Source organism: Actinomadura litoris, from assembly GCF_009733595.1.
Taxonomy (GTDB): domain Bacteria; phylum Actinomycetota; class Actinomycetes; order Streptosporangiales; family Streptosporangiaceae; genus Spirillospora; species Spirillospora litoris.
This window is the reverse complement of the sequence record NZ_WOFH01000017.1, coordinates 1-24,707: the sequence shown is the minus strand read 5'-3', so window position 1 is coordinate 24,707 and position 24,707 is coordinate 1. Positions and strand designations below refer to the sequence as shown.

Genomic DNA, 24,707 nt, shown 5'->3' with positions numbered 1-24,707 from the left:
GCACGGGGGTCGGCCCCGGCTCGGAGCCGGTAGCCGTGCGCATGCTGGGCTCGCTGCCGGTGCGGGTTCTGGACGACCGCTACCGGGCGGAGGCGCTCGCGATCCTCGACGCCGACCCGGTGGCCAACGTGTTCGTCGGCTCGCGCGTGCACGCCGCCGGGCTCGACCCGCGCCGCCTCGGCGCCCAGATGTGGGGCTACCTGCGCGACGGGCGCCTGACCTCGCTGTGCTACTCCGGCGCCAACCTCATCCCGATCGCCGCCGGGCCCGAGGCGGTCCGCGCGTTCGCCGAGCGCGCCCAGGCCCAGGGGCGGCGCTGCTCGTCCATCGTGGGGCCCGTCGGCGCCGTCGGCGACCTGTGGGAGATCCTCGCGCCCTACTGGGGGCCGCCGCGCGCGGTCCGCGCCGTCCAGCCGGTCATGGCGACCTCGTCGGTGCCGGAGGTCCCGCCCGACCGCGCGGTGCGGCGCGTGCGGATGGAGGAGTTCGACATCGTCTACCCCGCCTGTGTGGCGATGTTCACCGAAGAGGTCGGGGTCTCGCCCAACACCGGCGACGGCGGGGTGCTCTACCGCGCCCGCGTCGCCGAGCTGATCCGCGACGGGCGCGCGTTCGCGCGGATCGAGGACGGCCGCGTCATGTTCAAGGCGGAGGTCGGCGCCGTCACCCCGCGCGCGTGCCAGGTGCAGGGCGTCTGGGTGCCGCCCGACCTGCGCGGCCGGGGGCTGTCGGTCGCGGGCATGTCCGCCGTCGTGGGGGAGGCCCTGCGCGCCATCGCGCCGACCGTGTCGCTGTACGTCAACGACTACAACACGCGGGCGCGCGCCGCCTACCGGCGGGTGGGCTTCGCGGAGTTCGGATCGTTCATGTCGGTGCTCTTCTGAACGCCCGCCCGGGGGGCGCCCACCGATAGTTTCGGGATGCGACCGTTCCGGCGCCCGGTTTGTCTTCGCGTGCCAGGTACGCCCGGAAGCCTGACGCGGGCCCGCTGGACGGGTACCATCCGCCCGTGGAGTTCGCCGGTGCGTTGCGGCAGGCCATCCAGGCGAGCGGGCTGACGCTGGAGCGAATCCGTCACCGGCTCGGCCAGCGTGGCCTGACGGTCAGCGTCGCCACGCTGAGCTACTGGCAGCGCGGCCGCAGCCGACCCCGCTCGCGCGCGGTCGTCACGACGCTGGAGGAGATCCTCCAGGTCCCGGCGGGGACGCTGACCGAACTGCTGGACGACCCGACGCCGACGGCCCCGCCCGTCCGCGGCGGACCGGGACGCGGCGGGCTCGCCGCCGGGACGGTCGGCGCGGGCGACCGGGGCCGCGCCGCCGGCGACCTGTGGCCCGACCCCGACCGCTACGCCTTCCTCGTCGCCCAGCTCGACCGCTCGGGCGACCACCGGCTCGAACGCCTCGGCATCCACGACGTCTACCGGCTCGACGACGTCCGCCGCACCTGGACGCTGTCGGTGCGGACCGTCCTGCGCGCGGCGGGCGACGACATCGACCGCGTCGTCTGCGTCCACCAGACCGGCCCCGCCAAGATCGACTCCGGGGTGGACGGCCAGGGCCCGGCGGGCGCGTCGGCGGCCGGGAGCGAGTCCGGTGGCCTCTCCGGCGGCGGGCTCGGCGGCGGCGCGGGCGGCGACGTGGAGCTGACCGGCGTGCGGTACTGCCGGCCCGGCCGGATCCGCGCCGAGGACGGCCTGATGGCCTTCGAGCTCGTCTTCGACCGGGTGCTCGCGGCCGGCGACACGGCGGTGGTCGAGTACGAGCTGGGCCCCGCCGACGGCGCGCAGGCCGGCGCCGGGACGGTCGGCATCGGCGGCGGCGGTGGCTGGTCGGCCGACGGCTACGAGCGGCGCTTCTCCCATCCCGTCCACGACTACGTCGCGATCATCCAGTTCGAGGGCGGGCGGCTGCCCGCGCGCTGCTACGGCTTCACCGCCGACACCTCCGGCGCGCCCCGGCGGCGGCTCGGTGAGCTGTGGATCGGCACGTCGGGCAGCGCGAACCTCGCGGTCGGCAACGTCCGGCGGGGGATCGTCGGCATCGAATGGGAATGGCACTGATCAGGGGATGGCACTGATCGCATACCGCTGACGTGCGGTTTCGGCCGAATACGGCCCCGGGAGGCGCGGCCCCGCGTTCACACTGAATTTTCGGACGCGTCGAAAACATTGACGTTCTCTCGCGTGCTGGCTGAGTATCGACGCGTTCGCGCTTCGTGAGCCCGGCCACTCCACGGCCCCGGCGCCCCGACACGGAGCGCAGGCTTCAGCGTCGAAGCCCCCCGCACCCGGCTCCGCCCTGACCTCAGCCACGCCGAAACGGAGGGACCGGCAGCATCGGCGGCGGCGCGTCCGACGGCGCGCCGGGCCTGCCGCTGAACAAAAGAAACCCCAGATGGGCGCCCCGGCGAGATGCCCGCCGAGGCGCGAGTCAGCGCTCCGTCGCCCCCGCCCGCGGCCGACGGGGGATTTTGTTGTGACACTTTGCCTGTTGGAATCGGTGCCCGGATGGCCTTACAGTGAGCGCTGGATGTGCAATTGCAAGGTGTCAGGGCCGTTACGGGGGCCGGCCGGAGCTGATCCGGAGGCCGAACTGTGCAGAGCGTAACGGAGGACGACCTCCTTCAAGTACTCCAGTACGGGCCGTTCAACGTGGCCCTCCACGCGGCCATCCAGGCGCGCGGTCTGAGCCTGGAGTCGCTGCGGCGGCGCCTGGAGGACCAGGGCATCGCGGTGAGCCTGTCCACGCTGAGCTACTGGCAGCGGGGCCGGACCCGGCCCGAGCGCGCCGATTCGCTGCGCGCCGTCCGCGGCCTGGAGGTGATCCTGGAGCTGCCGCGCCACTCGCTGCTCACGCTGCTGAAACCGACCGCCGAGCGCTCCGCCGGGCCCTGGCTGCCGATCGAGGAGCTGTGCCCCGAACCCGGCGTGAAGGACCTGCTGGACGAGATCGGCGACCGCGGCGAGCGCCAGCTCACCGGCCTGAGCCTCCACGACCAGCACGTCATCGGCCGCCGCCGGGAACTGCTGGAGGTCCGCACCCGCGCGGTCTTCCAGGCCCAGCAGCGTGGCGTCGACCGGTGGATCGCGATCTACCACCACCCGCAGGGCATCCTGCCGTCCTCGCGCACCGCCCGGGGCTGCCGCTTCGGCCGCGTCCGGATGGACGAGGCGAGCGGCCTCATCGCCGCCGAGCTGCTGTTCGACCGGGCCCTCGGGCGCGGCGAGACCTACCTGCTGGAGTACGGCTTCGGGTTCGACGAGACCGGCCCGGTCGTCACCGAGGAGGGCCGCGGCTTCCGCACCCCCCAGCACGAGTTCCTCATCGAGGTGCGCTTCCACCCGGCGATGCTGCCCGCCCGCGTCTACCGGACGTGGCGCCCCGACGGCCACACCGCCCTCAAGGACTCCGCCGACCTGCGGATGTCCAGCTACCACAGCGTCCACTTCATCGAGTTCGGCATGGCCGCGGGCTTCCACGGCATCCGCTGGGAATGGGATTGAACCGATCCCATCGCTTCGCGTTCCGAGCGGTGGGCTCGCCTTCGGCGTCGCCCCACCGCTCGGTCACGCGCTCGGCCTGACGGCGGAGGTCCGTCATCCGGCCCCCCGGGCTATTTGGGGGTCAGGACCAGCAGGTCCAGGAGGCGGTCGAGTTCGGCAGCCGGGTCGTCGGTGAGGCCCGCGTGCACCGGGCCGGGCTGGACGATCGTGCTGCGCGGGGCCGTGAGCCAGCGGAAGCGCGCACCGGGCGCCTCCGCCGCGGCCTGGCCCGCGCGCTCGCCGCCGCAGCAGACCGCGTCCACGCCGAGGAGCGCCGAGCGCACGCCGTCCAGGTCGAGGGAGGCGTCCAGGGCCAGCAGGCGCGGCTCGTCCAGGTGGGAGCGGCAGGCGAGGTAGTCCAGCGCGCGGCAGTAGACCACCACGCCCACGTTCATCGCCTCGCCGCGTTCGACGCGGGGCACCACCCGCAGCGCCGCGTACTCGAAGACCGTCGGCTCGGCGGCCGTCCTGATGTTGGTCATGCCGAACCGCCCAGCCAGCCGGGGCGGTTCTGCCCGCGCCGCGGCGCGCTCCGCCGCCCGCGGTCGCCGACGTCGAGGTCGGGCAGCCAGTCGCGCGGCTTCCCGGCGCGCGGGAGCAGGATGTCGACGTAGCCGTCGCGCAGCGCGTCGGGGGTCTCGAAACCGGGCTCGCCCTCCAGCCAGGGGTCGGGCACGAGCGCGGCGACCTCGCGCAGCAGCGGCTCGGTGATCCGCGGCGCGAGGTCGGCCTCGGCGGCCTCCAGCTCGGTCGCGTACGGGGTGAGCACGTGGTCGTCGACGTCGTAGGGGCCGGAGAACAGCCGGGTCGCGTTCCGCCACGCGTGGTGAAAGATCAGGCTGGCGCCGTGGTCGATCAGCCACACGTCCCGGTGCCAGACCAGCATGTTCGGGTTGCGCCAGCTCCGGTCGACGTTGCCGATGAACGCGTCGAACCACAGCACCCGCGAGGCGAACCCCGGGTCGGCGTGCCAGGCGAGCGGGTCGAACCCGAGCGAGCCCGGCAGGAAGTCGACGCCGAGGTTCCAGCCCGGGCTCGCCTTCAGCAGGTCCTGGACGTCGGGATCGGGCTCGTGCCGTCCGATCGCGGGGTCGAGGTCCATGAGCACCTGGTCGGGCACCCGCAGGCCGAGCCGGCGGGCCAGCTCGCCAGCGATCACCTCGGCGATCAGCGCCTTGCGGCCCTGCCCGGCGCCGTGGAACTTCATCACGTAGGTGCCGAGGTCGTCGGCCTCGACGACGCCCGGCAGCGACCCGCCCTCGCGCAGCGGCGTCACGTACCGGATGGCTGTCACATGTGGCAACACGCGCCTCACGCTATCGGGTCGGCGCGCACGCGGGATAATCGTCCGCATGGGCGTTGAACTGCTCGACCTGTCCGTGCCGGTGACCACGGGAATGCCGGTCTACCCGGGCGATCCGGAGGTCGAGGCCGTCCCGGCGCTGACGGTCGGGGAGTCCGGCGTGAACGTCCTGCGGCTGCACATGGGCTCGCAGTCGGGGACGCACGTCGACGCGCCCTTCCACATCGACGACGCCCTCCCGCGCCTGGACGAGCTGCCCCTGACCCGCTTCACCGGCCCCGCCCTCGTCATGGACGCGCGGGGGCTCCCGCCGCGCACGCCGATCCCGCCCGTCGCGCTCCCGGGCGGCCTGGCGCCGGGCGTCGTGCTGCTCATCGCCACCGGCTGGTCCGAGCACTGGGGGAGCGACGGCTACCTCGCGCATCCCTATCCCGCGCCGGAGACGGCGGAGGCGATCGTCGCCGCGGGCGTCCGCACCGTCGGCATCGACGCGCTGAGCGTCGACCGCACGCCGCCGCCCGGCTCCGAGGACTTCTCGCCGGCCGCCCACCGCGTCCTGTGCGGTGCCGGGGCGGTCATCGCCGAGAACCTCACCGGGCTCGACCGGCTGCTGGACGCGCAGGCCGGCGGCCGCGCCGTCACCGTGTACCTGTTCCCGCTCGCGCTGGCGGGCGCCGACGGCGCTCCGGTCCGCGCGGTCGCCCAGGTGGAGGACCGGGTCGTGCTCGTCTGATCGCCGCGCCGGACCGGATCGCGCCGGGGCTGCCAGAATGCCGGACGGTGGCGGCGGCCGGAGGGCGGGAGCGCGATGAGGGTCGAGTGGGCGACGGATGAGGGCAGCGCCGAGCGCGGGAACGAGGACTTCGTCGCCGCGGCGGCCGGGGCCGTCGTCGTGCTGGACGGATGCGGGCTGCCGCTCGGCACCGAACTCGGCTGCGCGCACGGCACCGCGTGGTACGCGCGGTCGCTCGGCACGCGGCTGCTCGCCCGGATGCTGGACGGCATCGGCGGGGCGCCGCCCGCCGGTCAGCCGGTCGGGCCGCCCGAGGGGGCGCACCGGCCGGGGGGCCGGCCGCTGGTGGCGCGGCTCGCCGGGGCGATCTCCGATGTCGCGGCGTCGCACCGCGCCACCTGCGACCTCGCGGTGCCGACCACCCCGGCGGCGACCGTCGTCGCGCTGCGGGTGCGCGGCGACCTGGCCGACTACCTCGTGCTCGCGGACTCGACCCTGCTGCTGGACGGTCCGGGCGGCCTCACCCGGATCTCCGCCGGGGCGCCGTTCGCGGCGGCCGACCCGGCCGTGGCGGACGCGGCGATCACCGGCACCGTGCCCGTACCGGAGCTGCGGCGCGCGTTCCTGCTGACCGACGGCGCGACGCGGCTCGCCGAGCGGTTCCAGCTCATCGGCTGGGACGCGCTGGCGGAGCTGGCGGCGGGGCCGGGCCCGGCCGCGCTGATCGCGCGGACGCGGGAGGCCGAGCGAACCGACCCGCAGGCGGTCCGCTGGCCCCGGGGGAAGCCGCACGACGACGCCACTGCGGCGGTCTGCGCCTTCGACTAGAGCGGGCCGCGGCGGACCGGCGTCATCGGATCATGCGGAAGCAGAAGAACGTGGGGAACCGGTAGTACTCGTGCTTGCCCGCCTTCACCGCGCCCAGGATCAGGAACACCCACTGGGCGATCAGCGCCTCCAGATAGGGGAGGATCAGCGGGATCAGGAAGGCCGGGTTCTTCGCGATGATCGCGGGCGGCACGCAGACCACCGCGACCGCCAGGATGTGGATCAGCAGCGTGATCTGGTAGTTCAGCGCCTGCGCGGCGTGGAAGCGGACGAACGCCGAGTCCCGCATCTTCACGAAGTAGATGATCAGCGGCGCGAGGAAGCCGACCAGCAGCGTCCCGAGGTAGGAGAAGATCGCCCAGGTCGGGTCGTTGCTCTGCATCTGCGGCGGCGGCCCGTAGGGGACGCCGGGCGGGCCGTAGCCCCAGCGCGGGTCGTAGGGCCCGCCGGGAGGCGGCGGGTAGGGCCCGCCCGGAGGCGGCGGCCCCTGGTAGCCGCCCTGGTGGCCCTGGTACCCGTAGGCGCCCTGATAGGGCGGAGGCTGCGGACCGTCCGCGCCGGGCGGCGGAGGCGGGGTGTCCGCCCCGGGCCCGGCGGACCCGGGCGGAGGAGGCGGGGCGTCGGCACCGGGTTGCGGCGGGGGCTGCTCGGACACTGGCGTTCCTGTTCCTCCGGGGAGATCTCCCCGGAAAATCTACCGTGGGCTGCGTCCCGGCACGCCGCACCCCTGGGGGCGCCGTCAGTACTCGTACACCTTGACCGTCGCCGGACGCTCCAGCCACGACGCGACGACCGACGACGTGCGCTCCTCGGTGAGGAAGTCGACGCGCAGCCAGCCGTTCGCCTCCGTCACCCGCGTCTCGTAGCCGGGGTTGGGCGTCGCCGACACCAGCCGCACCCGTCCGCCGCCGAACGACACCGCCGCCTGCCCGCCGCGCGTCGCGTAGCTGCGCACGTCCCCGGGCGGACGCGGCGCGTCGTTCCCGCTCCACTTCGGCGGCCGCGTCGGCGTGGGCGCCCGGTCCTCACCCGCCGCGGCGGTCGGATGCGTGGCCGGCGACCCGACGCTCGTCGGCACCGACGGGCTGGCGTGGATCACCGGACCGGCGATCGGCGGGCGCGCCGACCGCTCCGACACGGTGTCGCGGACGACGCCGCGCACGCCGAGCCAGGAGAGCGTCACCGCGAGCGCCGTCACCGCGGCCCAGGGCGCAACATACGACATCGCGCGACGCATGGGCACATGGTGGCATACGGTTCCGCCATGCCGAGTGTGCTGGTGGTCGAGGACGACCCGGACGTCCGCACCGCCTTGATCCGCGAGCTGAGCGCCCGGTCCCACGCCGTGCGCAGCGCCGGGACCGCGATGGACGCGCTGCGCGAGGTCACCCAGTCGCCGCCCGACGTCGTCATCCTCGACCTCGGGCTGCCCGACCTCGACGGCGCCGAGGTGCTGAAGATGCTGCGCGGCGTCTCCGACGTGCCCGTCATCATCGCGACCGCGCGCGACGACGAGCCCGAGGTCGTCCGGCTGCTGAACGCGGGCGCCGACGACTACCTCATCAAGCCGTTCTCCGCCGAGCACCTGAGCGCCCGGCTCGCCGCCGTCCTGCGCAGGTCGGCGCGGTCGGGGCCGTCCGCCGAGCTGACCGTCGGCGGGCTGCACATCGACCTCGACCGGCGCGAGGCGCTGCTGGACGGCACCCCGCTGGAGCTGACCCGCCGCGAGTTCGACCTGCTGTCCTACCTGGCCGCGCGGCCGGGCCGGGTCGTCGCGCGGCGCGAGCTGCTCGCCGAGGTGTGGCGGCAGGCCTACGGCGACGACCAGACCATCGACGTGCACCTGTCGTGGCTGCGCCGCAAGCTCGGTGAGACCGCCGCCGCGCCCCGGTACCTGCACACGGTCCGCGGCGTCGGCGTCCGGCTGGCCGAACCCCGCCCATGAGGCGGACGCTCGTCCTGGTGTCGCTCGCGGTCACCTCGATGGTGGCGCTGGCGTTCCTCATCCCGCTCGCGCTCACCGTCCGCGAGATCGCCCGGGACCGGGCCCTCACCACCGCCGAGCGGCAGGCGAGCGCGCTCGGGCCCGTCCTCGTCGTCACCGAGGACCCGGCCGCGCTGGAACGTGCCGTCGCCAGCACCCAGGCGGGCGCCGCGCGGCGGATGACGGCGCACATGCCGGACGGCGTGCTCGTCCCGAGGCCGCGCGGCGGGTCCGGCGCCCGCCCCGGGCAGCTCGCCGAGGCGGCCCGGCGGGGCCGCGCGTCCACCGTCCGCGTGTCCGGCGGCTACGCGCTCCTGCAACCGGTGTCGCTGGACGCGGGACGCACCGCCGTCGTCGAGGTGTTCGTGCCCGACGAGGACCTCACGCGCGGCGTGTGGAAGGCGTGGTTCGTCATGACCGCCGTCGCCGCCGCGCTCGTCGCCGGGTCCGTCGTCGTCGCCGACCGGCTCGGCGCCCGCATGATCCGCTCCACCCGCCGCCTCGCCGAGGCCGCCGCCGCGTTCGGCGACGGGGAGCTGTCGGCGCGCATCGAGCCGGACGGCCCGCCCGAGCTGGTCGAGGCGGGCCTGGCCTTCAACGCGATGGCCGACCACGTCGTCCAGCTCCTGTCGGCCGAGCGCGAGATGGCCGCCGACCTCTCGCACCGCCTGCGCACCCCGCTCGCCGCGCTGCGGCTGAACGCCGAGGCGCTCGGCGAGGGCGCGGTCGCCGACCAGACCCGCGAGGCCGTCGACCGCATCGAGCGCGAGGTCGACCAGATCATCCGGACCGTCCGGCGGCCGACCGGGCGGGGCAGCTGCGACGCGTCCAAGGTGCTGCGCGACCGCGTCGCGTTCTGGTCGGTCCTCGCCGAGGACGAGGGACGCTCCTGCGAGCTGGTCGGCGCGCAGGATTCGGCGCCGCTACCGCTCCCCGGCACCGAGCTGGCCGCCGCCGTGGACGCCCTGCTCGGCAACGTCTTCCGGCACACCGCCGAGGGCACGGGGTTCGTCGTCACCCTCCACCAGGGGCAGGGCATCACCGGCATCCTCGTCGCCGACGGCGGCCCCGGCATCGCCGACCCGGACTCCGCCCTGCGGCGCGGCAGCAGCGCCGCCGGCTCCACCGGCCTCGGCCTCGACATCGCCCGCCGCGCCGCCGAGTCGACCGGCGGCTACCTGCGCATCCACCGCAGCGTCCTCGGCGGCGCCCAGGTGCAGATGTGGTTCCGGACCAGGTGGCTGCCCCCCGCCCGGCGGTCGCGGCGGCTCGTCCGGCGCCGCCACTCCCGCGCGTCCTAGGCCGGCGCCCGGTCGTGGTCGCCGACCGTCCCGTCGATGAGCTCGCGCAGGATGTCCACGTGCCCGGCGTGCCGCGCGGTCTCCTCGACCAAATGGATGAGGACCCACCGCAGCGACACGGTCGCGCCGTGCCAGGCCGTCCCGGTGTCCTCCAGGTCCAGCTCCTCGATCACCCGGTCGGACGCGGCGCGCGCCCGCCCGTAGAACGCGACGATCCCCGCGATGGTCTCGTCCGGCTCGACCCTGAGGTCGGCGTCCGGATCGTCGTCGTCGAGCGGCAGCGGCTCGGTCTCGCGCCCGAACGTCTCGCAGAACCAGCTGTACTCGACCGCCGCCAGGTGCTTCGTCAGCCCCAGCACGCTCGTCCCCGACGGGGTCATCGGCCGCCGGGCCGACTCCTCGTCCAGCCCCCGCAGCTTCCACAGCACCGCGTCCCGATGCCGGTCGAGCGCGACCCGCAGACTTTCCTTCTCACCGCCGGTGAACGGCACCTGTTCCATACCGGGACCCTAACGGCGGCGCGGCCGGTGCCCCGCGCTCGGGTCACCGGCCGCGCCCCGGCCGTCAGCAGTGCGAGTAGCGCACGTACCACTTGCCGTTGCCGTCACCGGTCTTGTAGTCGGCGATCCAGTGGGTGCTGTGGTAGAGCCTCACCCACAGGTAGCCGTCCCGGCGCTGGATGGTGTCCCAGTCCGTGGTGACCCGCGTGCCGTGCGCGAGGGAGCCGACCTTGTGGAACCTGAGCCCCGGGCCGGTCCGCACGTTGAGGTGGGCGACGGCCACCGTCCCCCGGCACAGCCGGACGCGCTGCTCGTCCCGCTCCAGCAGGCGCCCCATCGCCTCCTGGTCGCCCTCCGGGCCGACCTCGATGGCACCGGGGCCTTGCCCTTCCTCCTCCTCGCCCTCCGGCTGCGGCTCGGCCTGCGGCTGAGCCTGGGCCTGGGCTTGAGGCTGGGCTTGAGGCTGGGCGTCGCCCCTCGGGTGCGGCGGCGGCTGCGTCGCCCCGGCGCCCGTCGTCCCGACGGTCAGGGCCGTCCCCGCCAGCGCGGCCGCCAGCAGCCCCGTGCCGAGCCTTCGTCCAACGTCCATCTGTCCCTCCATGTTGTCCGACCTACAGCCCGGTTTCTTACCGAGCGTAATGAATCATATTCACTGAGTAACGAAGACTCTTCTTGGCGCGCCCAAGCCCCGCCACCCGGCCGTTCGCACACCAGACTCGGGGGCAGCGGCCCCCATCAGCACTCGCTCAACCCCAGCGGGACCAGACGAACAGCACCCGCAATCAGCGCGCCCCACCCCGCACGAGGAGACGCCCAGCGCTCCCGCCCCGGACCGCCATGAACCGGCTGCCGCGAGAGAACGCCACCGGCCTGAACAACCGGGCTTCGCCCCGCCCGGTGACGCGCGGGCCACCCTGAACGCCAAGCCCAGCCTCGCCGCCCACCGCGTCGTCGTGAGGGCGCTGGCACGCTTCTCACACGAACCGGAGATGACGGCGGACGACCCCCACCGCCCTCGGCCCGACGTCCGGATGCCCAGGATGAACGGCCTGGAACCGACCACCGTGCTCGACGCCGGGTCGTCGTGGTCGCAACCTGCGCGCACCGTGCGCCGCAGGCGGGCGCCGACGGATCCATCCTGAAACGCTCAGACCCGGCCCATCGAGGCAGTCAAGGGCGAGGCGCTGGTCAACCCGCCCAACACACTGCGACCTCTCCGTCGCGAGACCGACATTGCGAACGCGGAGATCGGCACCGAGCTGTTCATCTCGCCCAGCACGGTCAAGACGCACGCCGCGAACCAGGCGCCCGCAACCGCGTTGCCGTCACGATCTGGGCGCGGGAGAGGAACTCGCCCGACCTCCTTTCCCGAACAGCGGATGTGCCGCAGGCTCCCGTCCCGGAACGTTGGCCGCGTCACGGAACTCAGCTACGCCACAACTCGCTCGAACGAAAGGTGCGGATCAGAGTCCTTCCCGGCAGACCGAGCGCCGTTGCCCTCAGCGAGACGGCCTATCAAAAGCAGACAACAACGCTCACACCACCGCCTCGCCAGAGCTCACACCCCGACCGCCCCCAGCCCAGCTAGCCAGGAAAAAGAGAATGCATTCTCAGAGTGTGCGAGCTTCTGAGGCTGGCAGAGCAAAGTGATCGGCGACGATGGCGGCGATGGCGTCGGCGTCGCGGCTTCCGTCGACTTCGATCACACGGATGCCGAGCCGCTGAGCGGAACGCACGGCGTCCTCGGCGACGAGGCGGTCCCGTTCGAGCCGGTTGCGTTGGGCCCGAGCGGGATCGCTGAGGTCATGCCCGACGCTGCCGGCCCGGGCGAGTTCACGCGATTGTCGATCGCGGAAAGCCTCGGTGGGAACCATGACGACCATCTGCCGGGGCGAGTCGACGATCGGGGCGACCAACTCAGGGCGCAACCCCCAGCCCTCGGCGATTACGGGGCGACCGGAAAAGAGGGCCCGCAAGTCGTCCAAGGCCCATTCGAAGCGGACCGGGAAACCGGCGAGAGTTTCGGCGGCCATGTCCTGCGGTGTGGTGTTGACCCAGGTGGTCTCGCCGTCCGGATCATCGGTCGAATGTCCGAGCCTGACCCGACGGGCGATCCGGCGATCGTTGTGACCGCGGGGGTCGTGGTAGTCGTAGTGGTAGGCGGTCAACCCGTATCGTCCGGCCAGCATCCGCGCCACGGTGGACTTCCCGGCCCACTGCCCGCCGCCGATCCACAAGACCCGCCGAAGCGTCCCGAACGGATCCCAGACCTGGCCATTGGTGACGCTCTCGCTCACAGAACCCCTTCTCAGATACCGCAGCCGCCGAGCATACGCGGCAAGCACGAAGGCGACCTGACCTGCCCGAACAGAGAGTGACATAAGCGTTGCTCAGCGGTTCCCTAAGTGAGGGTTAAGGGGGTGGGTGGGGTGGGGTGGGCGGATTAGCGTTCTGGGTGTCACATCCGAAGACGGCGGAGGTGTTCAGGCGGAGAGCAGAGTGAACGTCGACTGAGGTTCCTGTATGAGACAGGTTTCTGGCCCGCACGGCCCCGTTGACCCCGCTCGGGGGCCGTGCGGGCCAGCGGCTTATCGGGCGCGGAGGCCTTCGAAGAGGAGGGCCAGCATGCGGTCGGCGTATTCGCCCGGGTCGGGGGTTCGTTCGGCGGCGACGCCGATGGCGTTGGTGAGGCGGAGGAGGTCGCGGGGGTCGATGTCGGGGCGGATGGCACGCGCGTGTTGGGCGCGGTCCAGGAGGTGGCCCAGGGCTTCGCAGATCGCGTCCGCGCAGGAGCCGAGGGCGGTGCCGGTCCAGCGGGGGGAGAGGGCGTCGATGATCACGGTGGACGTGCCGCGGGGCGTCGCGGCGCCCGCGAGGTAGAAGCGCAGCCATGTGGCCAGTGCTGGTTCAGGGGTGGGGGCGGTGAGGAGGTCCGCGGCGCGGGTCAGGAGGGAGTCGACGCGGTCGCGCAGGACGGCGTGGAGGAGGTCGTCGCGGGTGGGGAAGTGGCGGTAGAGGGTACCGGAGCCGACGCCGGCGCGTTTGGCGATGTCGTCGAGGGACGCGCCGGTGCCGTGTTCCATGAAGGCCACGCGGGCGGTGGCGACCAGGCGGTCGTAGTTGCGGCGGGCGTCGGCCCGCATGGGCCGGGTGTCCATGGGCACCGTCCAGCGGTCCTTAGCGGGTCTTGCTGCCGGCCTCCATCCTGGCAGGACGCGATGGTCATGCGCCAGAGAGCGCGTCGCGGGAGAGGCGGTCGGCGCGGCGGGTCGTCTCGGGCAGGCGGTGGCGCGCGATCCTCAGGACGGTGCGGCACGCGTTGTCGAGGCTCATGCGGTGTCCGACGGAGACGAACACGGGCTTGACGTTGTCCTGGGTTCGGAGGGCGCGGCCCACCTCTTCGTCGTCGTTCACGAGGGGGCTCGATGCGCCGCGCTGCGGGGCGGGTGGGGTGAAGGTGCCGACGAAGCTCGTTTTGGCGACGCCTATCGTCGGGAGGCCGGTGAGGACGCCGAGGTGGCAGGCCAGGCCGAAGCGGCGGGGGTGGGCGAGGCCGTAGCCGTCGCAGACGAGCAGGTCGGGGGTCGTCTTGAGGGCGCGCAGCGCGTCCATCAGGGTGGGGAGTTCCCGGAAGGCGAGCAGCCCGGGGACGTAGGGGAAGGCGGCCCTGCCCACCGCGACGGACTCCTCCAGGACGGCCAGTGTGGTCGTGTCCAGGACGACCACGGCGGCGGCCAGGGGCGCGCCGGTGCCGTCGCCCGCGTAGGAGACGTCCAGCCCGGCGACCGTGCGGGGTTCAGCGGGGCCCGGTGTGCCGAGGTCGAGGAGGGGGCGTAGGCCGTCCTGGATCGCCTTCGCCTCGGCGGCGCTGGTGGGCCATGGGTGCAGGTCGCGTACCTCCATGAACCGGCACGTTACCGGCGATGAGCGGTGCGCCGGTTCTGCGGGGCGGGGCGAACTCCAGGGTGAGCAGTGCCGCGGCCAGGCGTCCTATGTCGAACCAGGAGCGGAAGACGATGCTGCGCGGCTCGTAGGCGGGTCTGAACTTCTTGTCGAACAGGTAGAGCGACTCCACCGCGATCAGCGGGTCCAGGAGGTGGAGCGCCTGGTAACCGAGTTTCTGCGGGACGCTGCGGTCCCGCGAGTCGAGCAGGGCGCGGAAGGCGGCGAAGTTCAGCGACACCGGGTCGTGGCCGTGCTCGGACGCGTACCCGATCATCTCGACGATCAGCAGTTCGTTGACGCCGTTCGGGGCTCCGGGGGCGCGGCGCATCGCGTCCAGGCTGACGGCCCGGCCGGAGGTCACGTACCGCTGGAAGGCGATCGGCGGGCCGTCGGGGCCGTAGGCGACGGCGACGAGCGCGCCGGGGTGGTGGCCGGTGAGCAGTTCGTCCAGGTTCATGGAGAAGCCGCGCTCGGCCGCGCCGCCCAGGGAGCGGGACGCGACGTCCAGCAGCGCGGCGCGCAGGTCGGGGGACAGGTCGCGTTCGGCGACGATCTCGGACGTGACGCCCGCGTTGGCGGTGCGGGCGACCGCCTGCCGGACGTTGCGCATCGGACGTCCCGCCAGCGTGAACCCGGACGGGTGCACGACGACCTCGTCCCCGTATCCGAAGGAGCGCAGGGGAGCCCAGGCGGGCAGCAGCGCGGTCCCGGCGCCGAGGACGGCGGGGCGCCAGCCCGTCCGGCGGCACAGGGCGAGGAACGCGCGGACGGCGGCCTCCCGCGAGCCCGGGTCGCCGACCGGGTCGCCGCCCGCCACCGCCATGCCGAACATGACGCGGTAGCCGATGGCGGCGCGGCCGTCCGGGCTGAACACATAGGTCTTGTCGCGGCGCAGCGCGAACGGCGCGAGCGTGTCGGAGCCGGAGCGCGCGACCAGGCGGGCGACGAGGGCGCGTTCGGCGTCGTCGCCGGGCGGCGGCGCGGGGGCGGGCGCGAGGAGCATGCCGACCAGGACGAGCAGCCCCGCCATGCCGAGGACGCCTGGCAGCCACGAGGCGCCGCCGAGCAGCACGGTCGCGGCGAGGGTCAGTGAGGCGCCGGCCCGGACGGCCGCGCGGACGCGCTTGGGGTGCGGGCGGACCGTGAACCGGTCGCGGAGCGTCCACAGCGCGGCGAGGGCGGCGACCAGCGGCGGCAGCCGCCAGGGCGCGTCCTCGCCGGCGAGGACGGCGAGCAGGCCCGCGGACACCAGCGCCAGCAGCCCGTACCAGGCGGCGCGGCGCCGCAGCAGCACGCCGCGCGCCACCAGGGCGAACACCAGGGCCAGGAGGACGGCGTGCGCCGCGGCGAGCGGACGGCCGGTGGCCAGCAGCGACAGCCGGTCGAGCCAGCGCGGGGCGCCGGTCGCCGGGACCGCGACCAGCGCCGCGACCGCGGCGGTCGCCGCCGCGAGCGGCAGCACCGGCCGGTCCGCGGGATCTGGCATGTGGGCACCTCCGCTGAGCCGACAACCACGGCCTCGGGGTACCCATTCCCGCGGCGTGGCTAGGCTCGTGGGATGAGGAGGCTGCTGATCGTCCACCACACGCCGTCGCCGTCGGTGCAGGCGATGTTCGAGGCGGTGCGCTCGGGCGCGTCCACCGACGAGGTCGGCGGCGTTGAGGTGGTGACCCGCCCGGCGCTGGCGGCCTCTCCCGTCGATGTCCTGGAGGCGGACGGCTACCTCCTCGGCTCGCCCGTCAACCTCGGGTACCTCTCCGGGGCGCTCAAGCACTTCTTCGATCTGATGTATTACCCCTGCCTGGAGGAGACAATCCGGCGCCCGTTCGGGGCGTTCCTGCACGGGAACAGCGACGCGTCGGGCGCGCTGCGGGCCCTGGAGTCGATCACGACCGGGCTGCGGTGGCGGGCCGTCCTGCCGCCGGTGGTCGTCACCGGCGAGCCGGGCAAGGCCGACCTGGAGGCGTGCTGGGAGCTCGGCGCGACGGCGGCGGCGGAGATCGGCGAGGTGTGAGCCGGACGCCGCCGGGCGGACGGCGGTAGCGTGCCGCCATGAGCGGATTGCGCCATGTGGCGATGTTCATCTGGGCCGAGGGGACGACGACCGGGCAGCAGGAGGAGGTCGCGGCCCGGCTCGGTGAGCTGCCGGGGATCATCCCGCAGATCCGGGAGTACAGCGTCGGGGCGGACGCGGGCATCAACCCCTCCTCCTACGACTTCGTGCTCGTCGCGGACTTCGCCGACCGGGACGCCTACCTCGCCTACCGCGACCATCCGGCGCACCGGGAGGTGGTCGACAGGTATGTCACGCCGATCGCCGCGGCGCGCGCCGCGATCCAGTACGAGCTGTAGTGCGGGCCGAAACCGAACAAGCGCTTGAACCCGAACCTGTTTCGGGTTAGTTTCACCGGACGTCCACCGGGGGCGGATCGCGCCCCGCCCCCGGCGGACCGGACCTATGAAGTCGCCGCCCACGCGCCCCCTCGGTCAGCCACGCACTCGCGTGACGGTCGAGGTCCTTGTGCGGCGTACTCTCCGCGGACCCTGGTGTGTCCCTGAGGGGGCCCTGACTCGTCCCTGAGCGGGCGCCATACCGGGTGGGATCGTCGTACGGTTGACGCGTGAAGATCCTCCGCCCGGTGACCTGGCGCGGGCCCCTGCTGGACGCGGGCGTCGCGCTGGCCGTCGGGGCGGTCACCACCATCATGATCCACGAGTCGGACGAGCAGCACGCGCGGCCGGTCGACGCCGGCGCCTACCTGGTCTGCGCCCTGATGACGCTGCCGCTCGTCCTGCACCGGCGGAAGCCGGTCGCGACGCTGCTGCTGAGCAGCGCGGGCCTGTTCGTGTACTACTCGCTGGGCTATCCGGGGATTCCGCCGACGGCGCTGCTGGCCGTCCCGTTCTTCTCGACGGTGTACGCGGGGCGGCCCCGCTGGGCGGTCGGCGTATGCGCCGGGTACTTCACCGTCGGCTTCGTCATCGTCTCGCTGAAGCACGGCAAGCCGCTGGAGGCGCTCGCCAACTTCCTCACGCACACGGCGCTGGCGGTGACCGTGATGCTGCTGGCGGAGGTGCTGCGCAGCCGCCGCGCCCTGGCCGCGGAGACGCGGGAGCGGCTGCGGCTCGCCGCCGAGGAGCGCGAGGCGGAGGCCGCCCGGCGGGTCGCCGAGGACCGCGTCCGCATCGCCCGCGAGCTGCACGACACGGTCGCGCACAGCATGGCCACGATCACCGTGCAGGCGGGCAGCGCGCTGCACGTCCTCGGCGAGGAGGACGAGGGGGCCCGTCCGGCGCTCGCCGCGATCCGGGAGACGAGCAAGCAGGCGCTCCGGGAGATGCGCGCGACGCTCGGCGCGCTGCGGTCCGGCGCGGACGCGGACACCCACGGGCTCGACCGGCTCCCGGCGCTGCTGGAGGCGGTCCGCGCGTCGGGCGTCCCGGTCGAGTTGGCGGTCACGGGCACGGTGCGGGACCTCGACCAGCGCGCCGACCACGCCGCCTACCGGATCCTCCAGGAGTCGCTCACCAACGTCCTGCGGCATGCGGGGACGAACGTGCGCGTCCGCGTGCGCATGGCCTACGACGACGCCGGGCTCGATCTGGAGATCGTCGACGACGGCGGCGGCCCGGCCGCGGGGGCCGGGGGAGGGCACGGCGTGAACGGCATGCGCGAGCGCGTCCAGGCCCTCGGTGGAACGTTCGCCGCCGGGGCCGGCGCGTCCGGCGGCTTCCGGGTGGCCGCGTCGCTGCCCGCCGCGCGGGCGCCGCTCGCGGACGTGGCGGGCGGCGTGCCGTGATCCGCGTCGTGCTCGCCGACGACCAGTCGCTGGTGCGGGCGGGCTTCCGGATGCTGCTGCGGTCGGCCGAGGGCATCGAGGTGGTGGGGGAGGCCGAGCACGGCGGCGCGGCGATCGCGCTGGCCCGCGAGCTGCGCCCGGACGTCGTGCTGATGGATCTGAGCATGCCCGGCGTGGACGGGCTCACCGCGATCCGCCGGATCACCGCCGACCCGGCGCTCGCCGAGGTCCGGGTCGTGGTGCTGACCACCTGGGCCGAGGACGAGAACCTCTACCGGGCGCTGCGCGCGGGCGCCGCCGGGTTCCTGGTGAAGGACATCGAGCCCGCCGACCTGCTGCGCGCCGTGCGGGTGGTCGCGGCGGGGGAGTCGCTGCTGGCGCCGGCGGTGACGCGGGCGGTCATCGAGGGGTTCGTGGCGCGGGCGCCGGATCCGGGCCCGCCCGGCGGCGGGGCCGGGCTCGGGGTCGCGCCCGCCGCGGCCGCGCTGCTGGACGTGCTCACCGGCCGGGAGCGCGAGGTGCTCCGGCTGGTCGGGCGCGGGCTGTCCAACGAGGAGATCGCCGACGCGCTCGCGGTCAGCCCCCTCACCGCGAAGACCCACGTCAGCCGGACCATGGGCAAGCTCGGCGCGCGCGACCGGGTCCGGCTGGTCGTGCTGGCCTACGAGTGCGGGCTGGTCACCCCCGGTTCCGCGCGCTCATGATCTCTTCTCGCAGCTCCTGGGCCGAGGCCGCCTCCAGCAGCCGCGGACCGTCCCGCCGTGGGACCAGGGCCCACCACGATCCGGTGGCCTCGCCGTACCAGACCCGCACCCCCGGGAACTGCTCCTGCAATCCCCGCGCCGTGGCGGCGCGCAGCGCCGCCGGCGTGGGTTCCTCACGACCGGCGGCGCCCCGTTGAGCCGACATGTCGCCTCCCCCCGTAGATGTCTCCGGTAACAGCGTCCCCAAGGGCCAAAGCGTCACCCCTACTCGTCAAATTGTGACTAAGCACACTATGGGGGTTAGGGGGCCCATGCCGTGGGATACCGCGCCGGACGTACTCCAACCGAAGTACGCCGAAGATCGGGTGACGCCGTGCGCCGGATGTCCCGCGGCGCCCCGGGCGCCAGGCTCGACGGGTAGGCAATTCTCCCTGTGAGCGGCATGTCCGCGAAGGTGGTTCCCCATGAGACTGGCCAGACTCGCCCGGCTCTGCTACCGGAGGCGGCGTCTGACCGTGGCCGCCTGGGTGCTGGGCACGATCGTCGTGCTCGTCACCGGATTCGGCTTCGCCGCCGAGCCGCTGAACGACTTCTCCGGCGGCGACTCCGGCTCGGCGAAGGCCGAGCGGCTGCTGGACGACCACTTCCCCGAGCGCAGCGGCGACAGCATCACGCTCGCCGTCCGCGCGGACGCCGGCGTGCGCGCACCGGACGTCCAGGCGAAGGTGCGGCAGGCCCTCGACCGGATGGGCAGGACCCCGCACGTGACGTCGGTGGCCTCGCCCTACGGCCAGCCGGGCCAGATCTCCCGGGACGGCCGGACGGCGTTCGCCACCGCCAACCTCGACGTCACCTCCGAGGACATGCCCACCGGCGCCGTCACCGAGCTGCTGGACGACGTGCGCTCCAGCGACGGGCCCGTCCGGCTGGAGCTCGGCGGGTCGGCCGTGGACGCGGCGGAGACGCCGGGCGGCGGCCCCGCCGAGGGCATCGGCGTGCTCGCCGCCGTGGTCATCCTGCTCGTCGCGTTCGGGTCGGTGCTGGCGATGGGGCTGCCGATCGTGACGGCGCTGCTCGGCATCGGCTCCGGCCTCGGCCTGATCGCGCTGCTCGGGCACCTGCTGCCGGCCCCGTCGTTCAGCCCGATCGTCGCCGCGCTCATCGGGCTCGGCGTCGGCATCGACTACGCGCTGTTCATCGTCACCCGCTACCGCGAGGAGTTGCACGGCGGCAGCGACCCGGAGGAGGCGACGGTCACCGCGATCACCACCGCCGGACGCGCCGTCCTGTTCGCCGGGACCACGGTCGTGATCGCGATGATGGGCCTGTTCGTCATGCAGCAGAAGCTGTTCAACGGCGTCGCGGTCGCGGCGGGGCTCGCGGTGCTGATGACGATGCTCGGCGCGGTGACGCTGCTGCCCGCGCTGCTCGGCTTCACCGGCCGCGCGATCGACCGGTTCCGGGTGCCGGGCCTCGGCCGGGCGCGCCGCCCGCTCGCCGAGCGCTGGGCGCGGACCGTCCAGCGGCATCCGGTCGCCGCCGGGCTGTGCGCGGCGGCGGTGCTGCTGGTGCTCGCCGCGCCCGCGCTGTCGATGCGGCTCAGCCTGCCCGACTCCAGCACCCAGCCGCACGACACCAGCGGCTACGCCTCCGCCGAGATCCTCAGTGAGGGCTTCGGGGCGGGCACCGCCGCGCCGCTGGTGATCGTCACGCGGGGCGGGGACGCGGCGCCCGTCGCCGCCGCCGTCCGCGCGACCCCGGGCGTCGCCGCCGTCCAGCCGCCGCGCGCCAGCCGGGACGGCGCGGTCTCGGTGGTCATGGCGTTCCCCACGACGGGCTCGCAGGACGAGCGGACGCCGCGCCTCGTCCATGAGCTGCGCGACAGGGTCATCCCCGCCGCCACCGCCGGGACGGGCGTCCGCGCCTACGTGGGCGGGCCGAACGCCGCGTCCATCGACTTCGCCGACAGCGTGAGCGAGCGGCTGCCGTGGCTGATCGCGGTCGTGGTGGGGCTGTCGCTGCTGCTGCTGGTCGCGCTCGTCCGGTCGGTCACGGTGGCGGTCCAGGCCGCGCTGATGAACCTGCTGTCGATCGCGGCGGCCTACGGGGTGCTGACGGCCGTCGTCCAGTGGGGCTGGGCGGGCCGCGCGCTCGGGTTCCCCACGGACATGCCGGTGACCACGTGGGTGCCGCTGATGATGTTCCCGATCCTGTTCGGGCTCTCGATGGACTACGAGGTGTTCCTCGTCTCGCGCATCCGCGAGGTCCACCGGACGGGCGTGGAGACCCGGGAGGCCGTCGCGCAGGGCCTCACCCACACCGCCCGCGTGATCACCGCGGCGGCCGCGATCATGGTGATGGTGTTCCTGTCGGTGCTGCTCGGCGCGGACGTCGCGGTCAAGCAGATCGGCCTCGGCCTCGGCGTCGCGATCGTCGTGGACGCGACGATCGTGCGGCTCGTGCTCGTCCCGTCGCTGATGGAGCTGTTCGGTGAGGCGAACTGGTGGATGCCCCGCGCGCTGGCGCGGCTGCTTCCCTCCGGTGCCGGGCACGGGGACGCGGTGCACGTCGAGCCGGTCAGTGGGCGTTGACGCCGTCGAACATGACCTTGACGTAGTGGTCGGCGAGCGCGCCGGTGTCGAGCCGTCCGCCGGGCCCCGCCCAGCGGACGGCGAGCCGGATCGTGTCGCGGATCATCCGGTAGGTCAGCCCCGGGTCGATGTCGGTGCGGAACAGCCCCTCGGCCTGGCCCGCCTTGATGGCCCCGACCCACATCCGCTCCGCCTCGCGCTCGGCGTCGGCCAGGTAGGCGAACCGGTCCATGCCCTGGAGGTAGCTCCAGTCGTTCTGCAGCACGGTGACGGCGGCGCGGTGCGGCGCGAGGGAGGCGAACGCGGCGCGGACGAGCCCCTCGACCGTGGCGCGCGGGTTCCCGCGCTCGGCGACCACCTTGCGGTAGGCGGGCATGACCTCGTCGAGGTAGCCGGTGAGGATCTCGTCGACGATCGACTCCTTGGAGTCGAAGTGGTGGTAGAGGCTCCCCGACAGGATGCCCGCTTCCTGGGCGATGTTGCGCACCGTCGTGGCCTGGAAGCCCTTCTCCGCGAACAGGTCGGCCGCCAGCCTGACCAGGTGCTCGCGCCGCTGGGAGACCGGGGCGGGGGCGTCGCCCCCGTGGCGGCGGGCGGGAGCGGTGCGGCGCGGGCGGGGCCCGCCGGGGTTACCGCGCGTCGTGGTCACGCGGCCCATTATGCCGCCGCGTCCGGGGCGGGCGTGCCCGGTGCGCGTCCGGGCGGCGGGACGGCCGTGGCGGCGTTGACGGCCCATCGCAGGTCCACCGTGCTGAAGCCGAGGTCGGCCTGGAGGGAGGGCGGCGCGACGTTCACCACCGACACGTCCAGGACGACCATGAACTGCGCCGCGCACGTGTGGACGAGCACCGCCGGGTCATGGTCGGTCCATTATGATACGGATGTATTATTATGTTACGACCGGCGGGGCCGTGCGAGAGGATCGGGGGGTGCCGAGAACCGCGGATCACGACGCGCGCCGCGCGCAGATCACCGACGGGCTGGTCCGGGTGGCCGGACGGGACGGGCTGCACGCCGTCACCATGCGGTCGGTGGCGGCCGAGGCGGGGGTCTCGCTGCGGCTCGTCCAGTACTACTTCGAGAGCAAGGCGCAGCTCATGAACGCGGCGCTGGAGCGGCTGGAGCGGCTGAGCCGCGAGCGGTGGGCGGCGCGGCTGGCCGCGCTGCCCGCGCCCGCACCGCGCGCGTTCGTCGAGGCGCTGCTGGCCGAGGCGCTGCCGACCGACCCGGACAGCCGCGCGTTCCACCAGGTGTGGACGTCCTACGCCGTGCTGTCGATGACCGACCCCTCGCTCGCCGACCAGCCGTTCGTGGACGGCCCCGACCGGCTGGAGCGGCAGCTCGCGCAGGCCCTGGACGCCGCGGTCGCGGGCGGCTCGGTCGCGGCGTCGGCCGACACCGCGACCGAGGCCGCGCGGCTGCTCGCCCTCGTCCACGGGCTGGGGACGAGCGTGCTGGTGGGGCGGCGCACCTCGGAGTCGGCGATGGACGTCCTGCGCTACCACCTCGACGCGCTGTTCAGCGGCGGCGGGAGCGGTGTCAGCGGCAGCGGCCGAGGTCGAGGTACGCCTGCCGCCCCCGGTCGACCAGCACCCTGACCGTCGAGGAGTGGCCGCGCGCGGTGCAGGTGAGCGTCCACTTCTCCTGGAGCAGGCCGGTGACGGGCTTCTGCCCGGCCGGGGTGAAGGGCGGCTCCGGGCGCACCGACGGGTTCACGTCCCACACGAAGCGGCCGTTCGCGGGCACCCGCATCGAGGACGTCAGGCGCGTCGGCACCGGCCGGGGCTTCCGGGCGCCGACCGGCGACGTCCACAGCGTGAAGCCCTTGGTGATGCTCAGCGTGGCGCCGCCGGGCGCGCGGCCGCGCAGCACCGAGTGCGCGCCGCGGTCGGCGGCGTTGCGGAGCGCGACGAGGAACGCGCCGCGCGCGCCCTTGCCCGCCGTCGGGCCGGTCCCGTGGTACTCGTCGACGAGGGTCTCGAACGCCGGGTGGAACGACTTGCGGCCGAACTCGATCGTGTAGCCGAGGCCGCGGGTGGCGTAGTAGGACCAGTCGTTGGTCTCGCCCGTCGTCTCGTAGTCGTCGCCCGACCGCATCCCCGTGTAGCCGTTCTGCGCGGACATCGCGTCGCTGAGCGCCTTGTAGGCGCGCTCGTCCGGGGCGACGCCCTCGGCCTTGGAGAAGTAGGGGCGCAGGATCGTCCCGCCGTAGGTGTGGTTGGTGATCAGCGTCGTGACCTGCCGGGAGGACACCAGGTCGCGGATGTTGCGGGACTCGGGCTCGGAGAAGGGGCCCGCGCCGTGGTAGTCGCCGGCGGTGCGGTCCGCGCTCGACCCGGTGCCGCCCCAGCCGAAACCGTAGTTGCGGTTCACGTCCACGCCGAGTTCCTCGTTCGCCGGCTTGGCGCACAGCGGCGGCGGGGCGTCCTTCCCGTCCACGACGCGGCAGTTCTTCCGCTTGTACTCCAGCGCGCCGCCGCCGCGCGAGAGGTTGAAGCCGTCCGGGTTCACCACCGGGACGAGCACGACGCGGGTCGTGTCGAGCAGCCGGGTGATCTCGCGGTCCCGGCCGTCGCGGCGCAGCAGGTCGTAGCCGAACTCCATCGCCATCTCGCCGGACGGCCACTCGCGCGCGTGGTGCAGCCCGACCATGAGGAACACCGGGCGCCCGTCGCGGGCGGACACGTGGTGGCCGATCTCTATGCCGCGGACCCGGCGCCCTTCCAGGGTCCGCTCCGGCAGCGTGAACCCGCGGACCCGCGAGGGATGGCGGCGGGCGAGCGCCGCCATCTCCGACTCGTAGTCGCGCAGCGTCCGGTAGGACGTGCGGCCGCTGGGCAGCGGCGACCGGGCGGTCCGCGCGGCGTAGGCGCGGTCGCGTTCGCGGTCGGCGCCGAGGTCGGCGACGCGGACGCGCCAGGTGTACCCCGCCCCGCGCAGCGCCGCCGCGTCGGACGGGGAGCGCAGGACGACGTCCGCCCACCCGGGGCCGGACGCCTCGGCGAGGTCGAGGCCGAGCCCGGCGAGGCGCCGGGCCGAGGGCGCGTCCGGGACGTCCACCCGGACGATCTGCTCCTTCGCGGCCCCTCCCGGGGCCGCGTGGGCGGGTGAGACCAGGGCCGCGCTGAGCGCGAGCGCGGCGGCGGAGGCAGCGAAGGGCCGCATGGGATCACCTCTCGCGTGGGGAGAGGCTCATGATCCGCAATGCCGGGACGCGGGGCACGGGCAATGTCTGCCAGCGTTCGCGCCCCGGCTCGGGAGGGATTTCCTCTAGTCGCGGGGCGGGCGCGTGCTAAGGCTCGCGGGCTGCCTAGGTTCTGTCCGGTGGATCATGTGTTGATCCAGAACAGGGCTGTGACCAGGACGATCGCTGCGCGGTAGTTGCGGGCGAGTTTGTCGTAGCGGGTGGCGATGCCGCGCCATTGCTTGAGGCGGCCGATGCAGCGTTCGACCACGTTGCGCCGCTTGTACAGG

The 24,707-nt window shown here is 73.9% G+C and carries 28 protein-coding genes; 13 read left to right on the top strand and 15 right to left on the bottom strand.

What is annotated here, in order from left to right:
* The first annotated feature begins 41 nt into the window (after positions 1-41).
* The 3 genes from GNZ18_RS35770 to GNZ18_RS35760 all read left to right on the top strand — a co-directional run bounded on the left by GNZ18_RS35770 (position 42) and on the right by GNZ18_RS35760 (position 3,505).
* Complete coding sequence (locus GNZ18_RS35770; protein ID WP_156221327.1) at positions 42-884, top strand: GNAT family N-acetyltransferase; 843 nt, start codon at positions 42-44, stop codon at positions 882-884.
* Between the two features lie 125 nt (positions 885-1,009).
* A complete protein-coding gene (locus GNZ18_RS35765; RefSeq protein ID WP_156221156.1) occupies positions 1,010-2,062 on the top strand; it encodes a helix-turn-helix domain-containing protein in 1,053 nt (350 codons plus the stop codon).
* Between the two features lie 534 nt (positions 2,063-2,596).
* Positions 2,597-3,505 (top strand): hypothetical protein, encoded by a 909-nt coding sequence (locus GNZ18_RS35760; RefSeq protein WP_156221154.1) that lies wholly within the window; start codon positions 2,597-2,599, stop codon positions 3,503-3,505.
* A gap of 110 nt (positions 3,506-3,615) precedes the next feature.
* Here GNZ18_RS35760 and GNZ18_RS35755 read toward each other — a convergent pair whose 3' ends face one another.
* Together GNZ18_RS35755 and GNZ18_RS35750 are read right to left on the bottom strand one after the other, a co-directional pair.
* Entirely contained in the window at positions 3,616-4,026 is a 411-nt protein-coding gene (locus GNZ18_RS35755; protein WP_156221152.1) for a DUF3037 domain-containing protein, read from the bottom strand.
* Complete coding sequence (locus GNZ18_RS35750) at positions 4,023-4,850, bottom strand: HipA family kinase (protein ID WP_312874933.1); 828 nt, start codon at positions 4,848-4,850, stop codon at positions 4,023-4,025. The genes GNZ18_RS35755 and GNZ18_RS35750 overlap by 4 nt, the downstream gene beginning before the upstream one ends.
* Before the next feature lie 46 nt (positions 4,851-4,896).
* Here GNZ18_RS35750 and GNZ18_RS35745 point away from each other — a divergent pair, with 46 nt between their 5' ends.
* Positions 4,897-5,580 (top strand): cyclase family protein, encoded by a 684-nt coding sequence (locus GNZ18_RS35745; RefSeq protein ID WP_156221150.1) that lies wholly within the window; start codon positions 4,897-4,899, stop codon positions 5,578-5,580.
* Positions 5,581-5,655: 75 nt separating this feature from the next.
* The gene (locus tag GNZ18_RS35740) at positions 5,656-6,408 is read left to right on the top strand and encodes an integrase (RefSeq protein ID WP_156221149.1); all 753 of its coding nucleotides are present in this window, start codon (positions 5,656-5,658) and stop codon (positions 6,406-6,408) included.
* Between the two features lie 22 nt (positions 6,409-6,430).
* On the opposite strand, the gene GNZ18_RS43905 is transcribed toward GNZ18_RS35740, so the two are convergent.
* Both GNZ18_RS43905 and GNZ18_RS35730 read right to left on the bottom strand, forming a co-directional pair.
* On the bottom strand, positions 6,431-7,063 hold the full coding sequence (locus GNZ18_RS43905) for a DUF4870 domain-containing protein (protein ID WP_214620764.1): 633 nt from the start codon (positions 7,061-7,063) through the stop codon (positions 6,431-6,433).
* An 84-nt stretch (positions 7,064-7,147) separates the two neighbouring features.
* The gene (locus GNZ18_RS35730; protein WP_156221147.1) at positions 7,148-7,645 is read right to left on the bottom strand and encodes a hypothetical protein; all 498 of its coding nucleotides are present in this window, start codon (positions 7,643-7,645) and stop codon (positions 7,148-7,150) included.
* Positions 7,646-7,672: 27 nt separating this feature from the next.
* Between GNZ18_RS35730 and GNZ18_RS35725 the strand changes: the two genes are divergently transcribed.
* Entirely contained in the window at positions 7,673-8,353 is a 681-nt protein-coding gene (locus tag GNZ18_RS35725; RefSeq protein WP_156221145.1) for a response regulator transcription factor, read from the top strand.
* Positions 8,350-9,693, top strand: a complete 1,344-nt coding sequence (locus tag GNZ18_RS35720) for a sensor histidine kinase (protein ID WP_156221143.1) — start codon at positions 8,350-8,352, stop codon at positions 9,691-9,693. Before GNZ18_RS35725 ends, GNZ18_RS35720 begins: the two co-directional genes overlap by 4 nt.
* Here the strand turns inward: GNZ18_RS35720 and GNZ18_RS35715 are convergent.
* The 6 genes from GNZ18_RS35715 to GNZ18_RS35690 all read right to left on the bottom strand — a co-directional run bounded on the left by GNZ18_RS35715 (position 9,690) and on the right by GNZ18_RS35690 (position 15,624).
* Positions 9,690-10,193 (bottom strand): DinB family protein, encoded by a 504-nt coding sequence (locus tag GNZ18_RS35715; RefSeq protein ID WP_156221141.1) that lies wholly within the window; start codon positions 10,191-10,193, stop codon positions 9,690-9,692. The genes GNZ18_RS35720 and GNZ18_RS35715 overlap by 4 nt on opposite strands.
* Positions 10,194-10,257: 64 nt before the next feature.
* Positions 10,258-10,782: an SH3 domain-containing protein gene (locus GNZ18_RS35710; RefSeq protein WP_156221140.1), complete on the bottom strand. Its 525-nt coding sequence runs from the start codon at positions 10,780-10,782 to the stop codon at positions 10,258-10,260.
* Positions 10,783-11,803: 1,021 nt separating this feature from the next.
* Positions 11,804-12,490, bottom strand: coding sequence for a hypothetical protein (locus tag GNZ18_RS35705; protein WP_312874932.1), 687 nt, complete (start codon positions 12,488-12,490; stop codon positions 11,804-11,806).
* 291 nt (positions 12,491-12,781) lie between these two features.
* Positions 12,782-13,351 carry a TetR/AcrR family transcriptional regulator gene (locus GNZ18_RS35700; RefSeq protein ID WP_246251111.1) on the bottom strand — a complete coding sequence of 190 codons (570 nt, stop codon included), beginning with the start codon at positions 13,349-13,351 and terminating at the stop codon, positions 12,782-12,784.
* 64 nt (positions 13,352-13,415) lie between these two features.
* Entirely contained in the window at positions 13,416-14,096 is a 681-nt protein-coding gene (locus tag GNZ18_RS35695) for an endonuclease V (RefSeq protein ID WP_156221138.1), read from the bottom strand.
* On the bottom strand, positions 13,990-15,624 hold the full coding sequence (locus tag GNZ18_RS35690) for an MprF family protein (RefSeq protein WP_156221136.1): 1,635 nt from the start codon (positions 15,622-15,624) through the stop codon (positions 13,990-13,992). Before GNZ18_RS35690 ends, GNZ18_RS35695 begins: the two co-directional genes overlap by 107 nt.
* Positions 15,625-15,696: 72 nt before the next feature.
* Between GNZ18_RS35690 and GNZ18_RS35685 the strand changes: the two genes are divergently transcribed.
* The 4 genes from GNZ18_RS35685 (at position 15,697) to GNZ18_RS35670 (ending at position 18,642) form a co-directional block, all read left to right on the top strand.
* Positions 15,697-16,152 (top strand): flavodoxin family protein, encoded by a 456-nt coding sequence (locus GNZ18_RS35685; protein WP_156221133.1) that lies wholly within the window; start codon positions 15,697-15,699, stop codon positions 16,150-16,152.
* A gap of 38 nt (positions 16,153-16,190) precedes the next feature.
* Positions 16,191-16,490: a Dabb family protein gene (locus GNZ18_RS35680; protein ID WP_156221132.1), complete on the top strand. Its 300-nt coding sequence runs from the start codon at positions 16,191-16,193 to the stop codon at positions 16,488-16,490.
* Between the two features lie 269 nt (positions 16,491-16,759).
* Positions 16,760-17,938: a histidine kinase gene (locus tag GNZ18_RS43900; RefSeq protein WP_156221130.1), complete on the top strand. Its 1,179-nt coding sequence runs from the start codon at positions 16,760-16,762 to the stop codon at positions 17,936-17,938.
* Positions 17,935-18,642, top strand: coding sequence for a response regulator (locus GNZ18_RS35670; RefSeq protein WP_312874931.1), 708 nt, complete (start codon positions 17,935-17,937; stop codon positions 18,640-18,642). The genes GNZ18_RS43900 and GNZ18_RS35670 overlap by 4 nt, the downstream gene beginning before the upstream one ends.
* Here the strand turns inward: GNZ18_RS35670 and GNZ18_RS35665 are convergent.
* Positions 18,617-18,847 carry a hypothetical protein gene (locus GNZ18_RS35665; RefSeq protein WP_156221128.1) on the bottom strand — a complete coding sequence of 77 codons (231 nt, stop codon included), beginning with the start codon at positions 18,845-18,847 and terminating at the stop codon, positions 18,617-18,619. The two genes, GNZ18_RS35670 and GNZ18_RS35665, sit on opposite strands and share 26 nt — an antisense overlap.
* Before the next feature lie 259 nt (positions 18,848-19,106).
* On the opposite strand from GNZ18_RS35665, the gene GNZ18_RS35660 reads away from it, so the two are divergent.
* Positions 19,107-21,233: an MMPL family transporter gene (locus tag GNZ18_RS35660; protein ID WP_156221126.1), complete on the top strand. Its 2,127-nt coding sequence runs from the start codon at positions 19,107-19,109 to the stop codon at positions 21,231-21,233.
* Here the strand turns inward: GNZ18_RS35660 and GNZ18_RS35655 are convergent.
* Together GNZ18_RS35655 and GNZ18_RS35650 are read right to left on the bottom strand one after the other, a co-directional pair.
* Positions 21,220-21,891: a TetR/AcrR family transcriptional regulator gene (locus tag GNZ18_RS35655; protein ID WP_156221124.1), complete on the bottom strand. Its 672-nt coding sequence runs from the start codon at positions 21,889-21,891 to the stop codon at positions 21,220-21,222. The genes GNZ18_RS35660 and GNZ18_RS35655 overlap by 14 nt on opposite strands.
* Complete coding sequence (locus GNZ18_RS35650) at positions 21,891-22,082, bottom strand: hypothetical protein (protein WP_156221122.1); 192 nt, start codon at positions 22,080-22,082, stop codon at positions 21,891-21,893. The genes GNZ18_RS35655 and GNZ18_RS35650 overlap by 1 nt, the downstream gene beginning before the upstream one ends.
* An 80-nt stretch (positions 22,083-22,162) precedes the next feature.
* Between GNZ18_RS35650 and GNZ18_RS35645 the strand changes: the two genes are divergently transcribed.
* Positions 22,163-22,831 (top strand): TetR/AcrR family transcriptional regulator, encoded by a 669-nt coding sequence (locus tag GNZ18_RS35645; RefSeq protein WP_312874930.1) that lies wholly within the window; start codon positions 22,163-22,165, stop codon positions 22,829-22,831.
* Here the strand turns inward: GNZ18_RS35645 and GNZ18_RS35640 are convergent.
* Positions 22,773-24,398, bottom strand: coding sequence for a M14 family metallopeptidase (locus GNZ18_RS35640; protein WP_156221117.1), 1,626 nt, complete (start codon positions 24,396-24,398; stop codon positions 22,773-22,775). The genes GNZ18_RS35645 and GNZ18_RS35640 overlap by 59 nt on opposite strands.
* Positions 24,399-24,562: 164 nt before the next feature.
* A partial coding sequence (locus tag GNZ18_RS35635) for a transposase (protein WP_156221115.1) occupies positions 24,563-24,707 on the bottom strand: 145 nt, incomplete at its 5' end.

Coding starts and splice junctions, on each gene's coding strand:
- GNZ18_RS35770 (WP_156221327.1), top strand. CDS start 42: ATGCTGGGCTCGCTGCCGGTGCGGGTTCTGGACGACCGCTACCGGGCG.
- GNZ18_RS35755 (WP_156221152.1), bottom strand. CDS start 4,026: ATGACCAACATCAGGACGGCCGCCGAGCCGACGGTCTTCGAGTACGCG.
- GNZ18_RS35745 (WP_156221150.1), top strand. CDS start 4,897: ATGGGCGTTGAACTGCTCGACCTGTCCGTGCCGGTGACCACGGGAATG.
- GNZ18_RS35740 (WP_156221149.1), top strand. CDS start 5,656: ATGAGGGTCGAGTGGGCGACGGATGAGGGCAGCGCCGAGCGCGGGAAC.
- GNZ18_RS35730 (WP_156221147.1), bottom strand. CDS start 7,645: ATGCGTCGCGCGATGTCGTATGTTGCGCCCTGGGCCGCGGTGACGGCG.
- GNZ18_RS35725 (WP_156221145.1), top strand. CDS start 7,673: ATGCCGAGTGTGCTGGTGGTCGAGGACGACCCGGACGTCCGCACCGCC.
- GNZ18_RS35720 (WP_156221143.1), top strand. CDS start 8,350: ATGAGGCGGACGCTCGTCCTGGTGTCGCTCGCGGTCACCTCGATGGTG.
- GNZ18_RS35715 (WP_156221141.1), bottom strand. CDS start 10,193: ATGGAACAGGTGCCGTTCACCGGCGGTGAGAAGGAAAGTCTGCGGGTC.
- GNZ18_RS35710 (WP_156221140.1), bottom strand. CDS start 10,782: ATGGACGTTGGACGAAGGCTCGGCACGGGGCTGCTGGCGGCCGCGCTG.
- GNZ18_RS35700 (WP_246251111.1), bottom strand. CDS start 13,351: ATGGACACCCGGCCCATGCGGGCCGACGCCCGCCGCAACTACGACCGC.
- GNZ18_RS35695 (WP_156221138.1), bottom strand. CDS start 14,096: ATGGAGGTACGCGACCTGCACCCATGGCCCACCAGCGCCGCCGAGGCG.
- GNZ18_RS35690 (WP_156221136.1), bottom strand. CDS start 15,624: ATGCCAGATCCCGCGGACCGGCCGGTGCTGCCGCTCGCGGCGGCGACC.
- GNZ18_RS35685 (WP_156221133.1), top strand. CDS start 15,697: ATGAGGAGGCTGCTGATCGTCCACCACACGCCGTCGCCGTCGGTGCAG.
- GNZ18_RS35680 (WP_156221132.1), top strand. CDS start 16,191: ATGAGCGGATTGCGCCATGTGGCGATGTTCATCTGGGCCGAGGGGACG.
- GNZ18_RS35665 (WP_156221128.1), bottom strand. CDS start 18,847: ATGTCGGCTCAACGGGGCGCCGCCGGTCGTGAGGAACCCACGCCGGCG.
- GNZ18_RS35660 (WP_156221126.1), top strand. CDS start 19,107: ATGAGACTGGCCAGACTCGCCCGGCTCTGCTACCGGAGGCGGCGTCTG.
- GNZ18_RS35655 (WP_156221124.1), bottom strand. CDS start 21,891: ATGGGCCGCGTGACCACGACGCGCGGTAACCCCGGCGGGCCCCGCCCG.
- GNZ18_RS35640 (WP_156221117.1), bottom strand. CDS start 24,398: ATGCGGCCCTTCGCTGCCTCCGCCGCCGCGCTCGCGCTCAGCGCGGCC.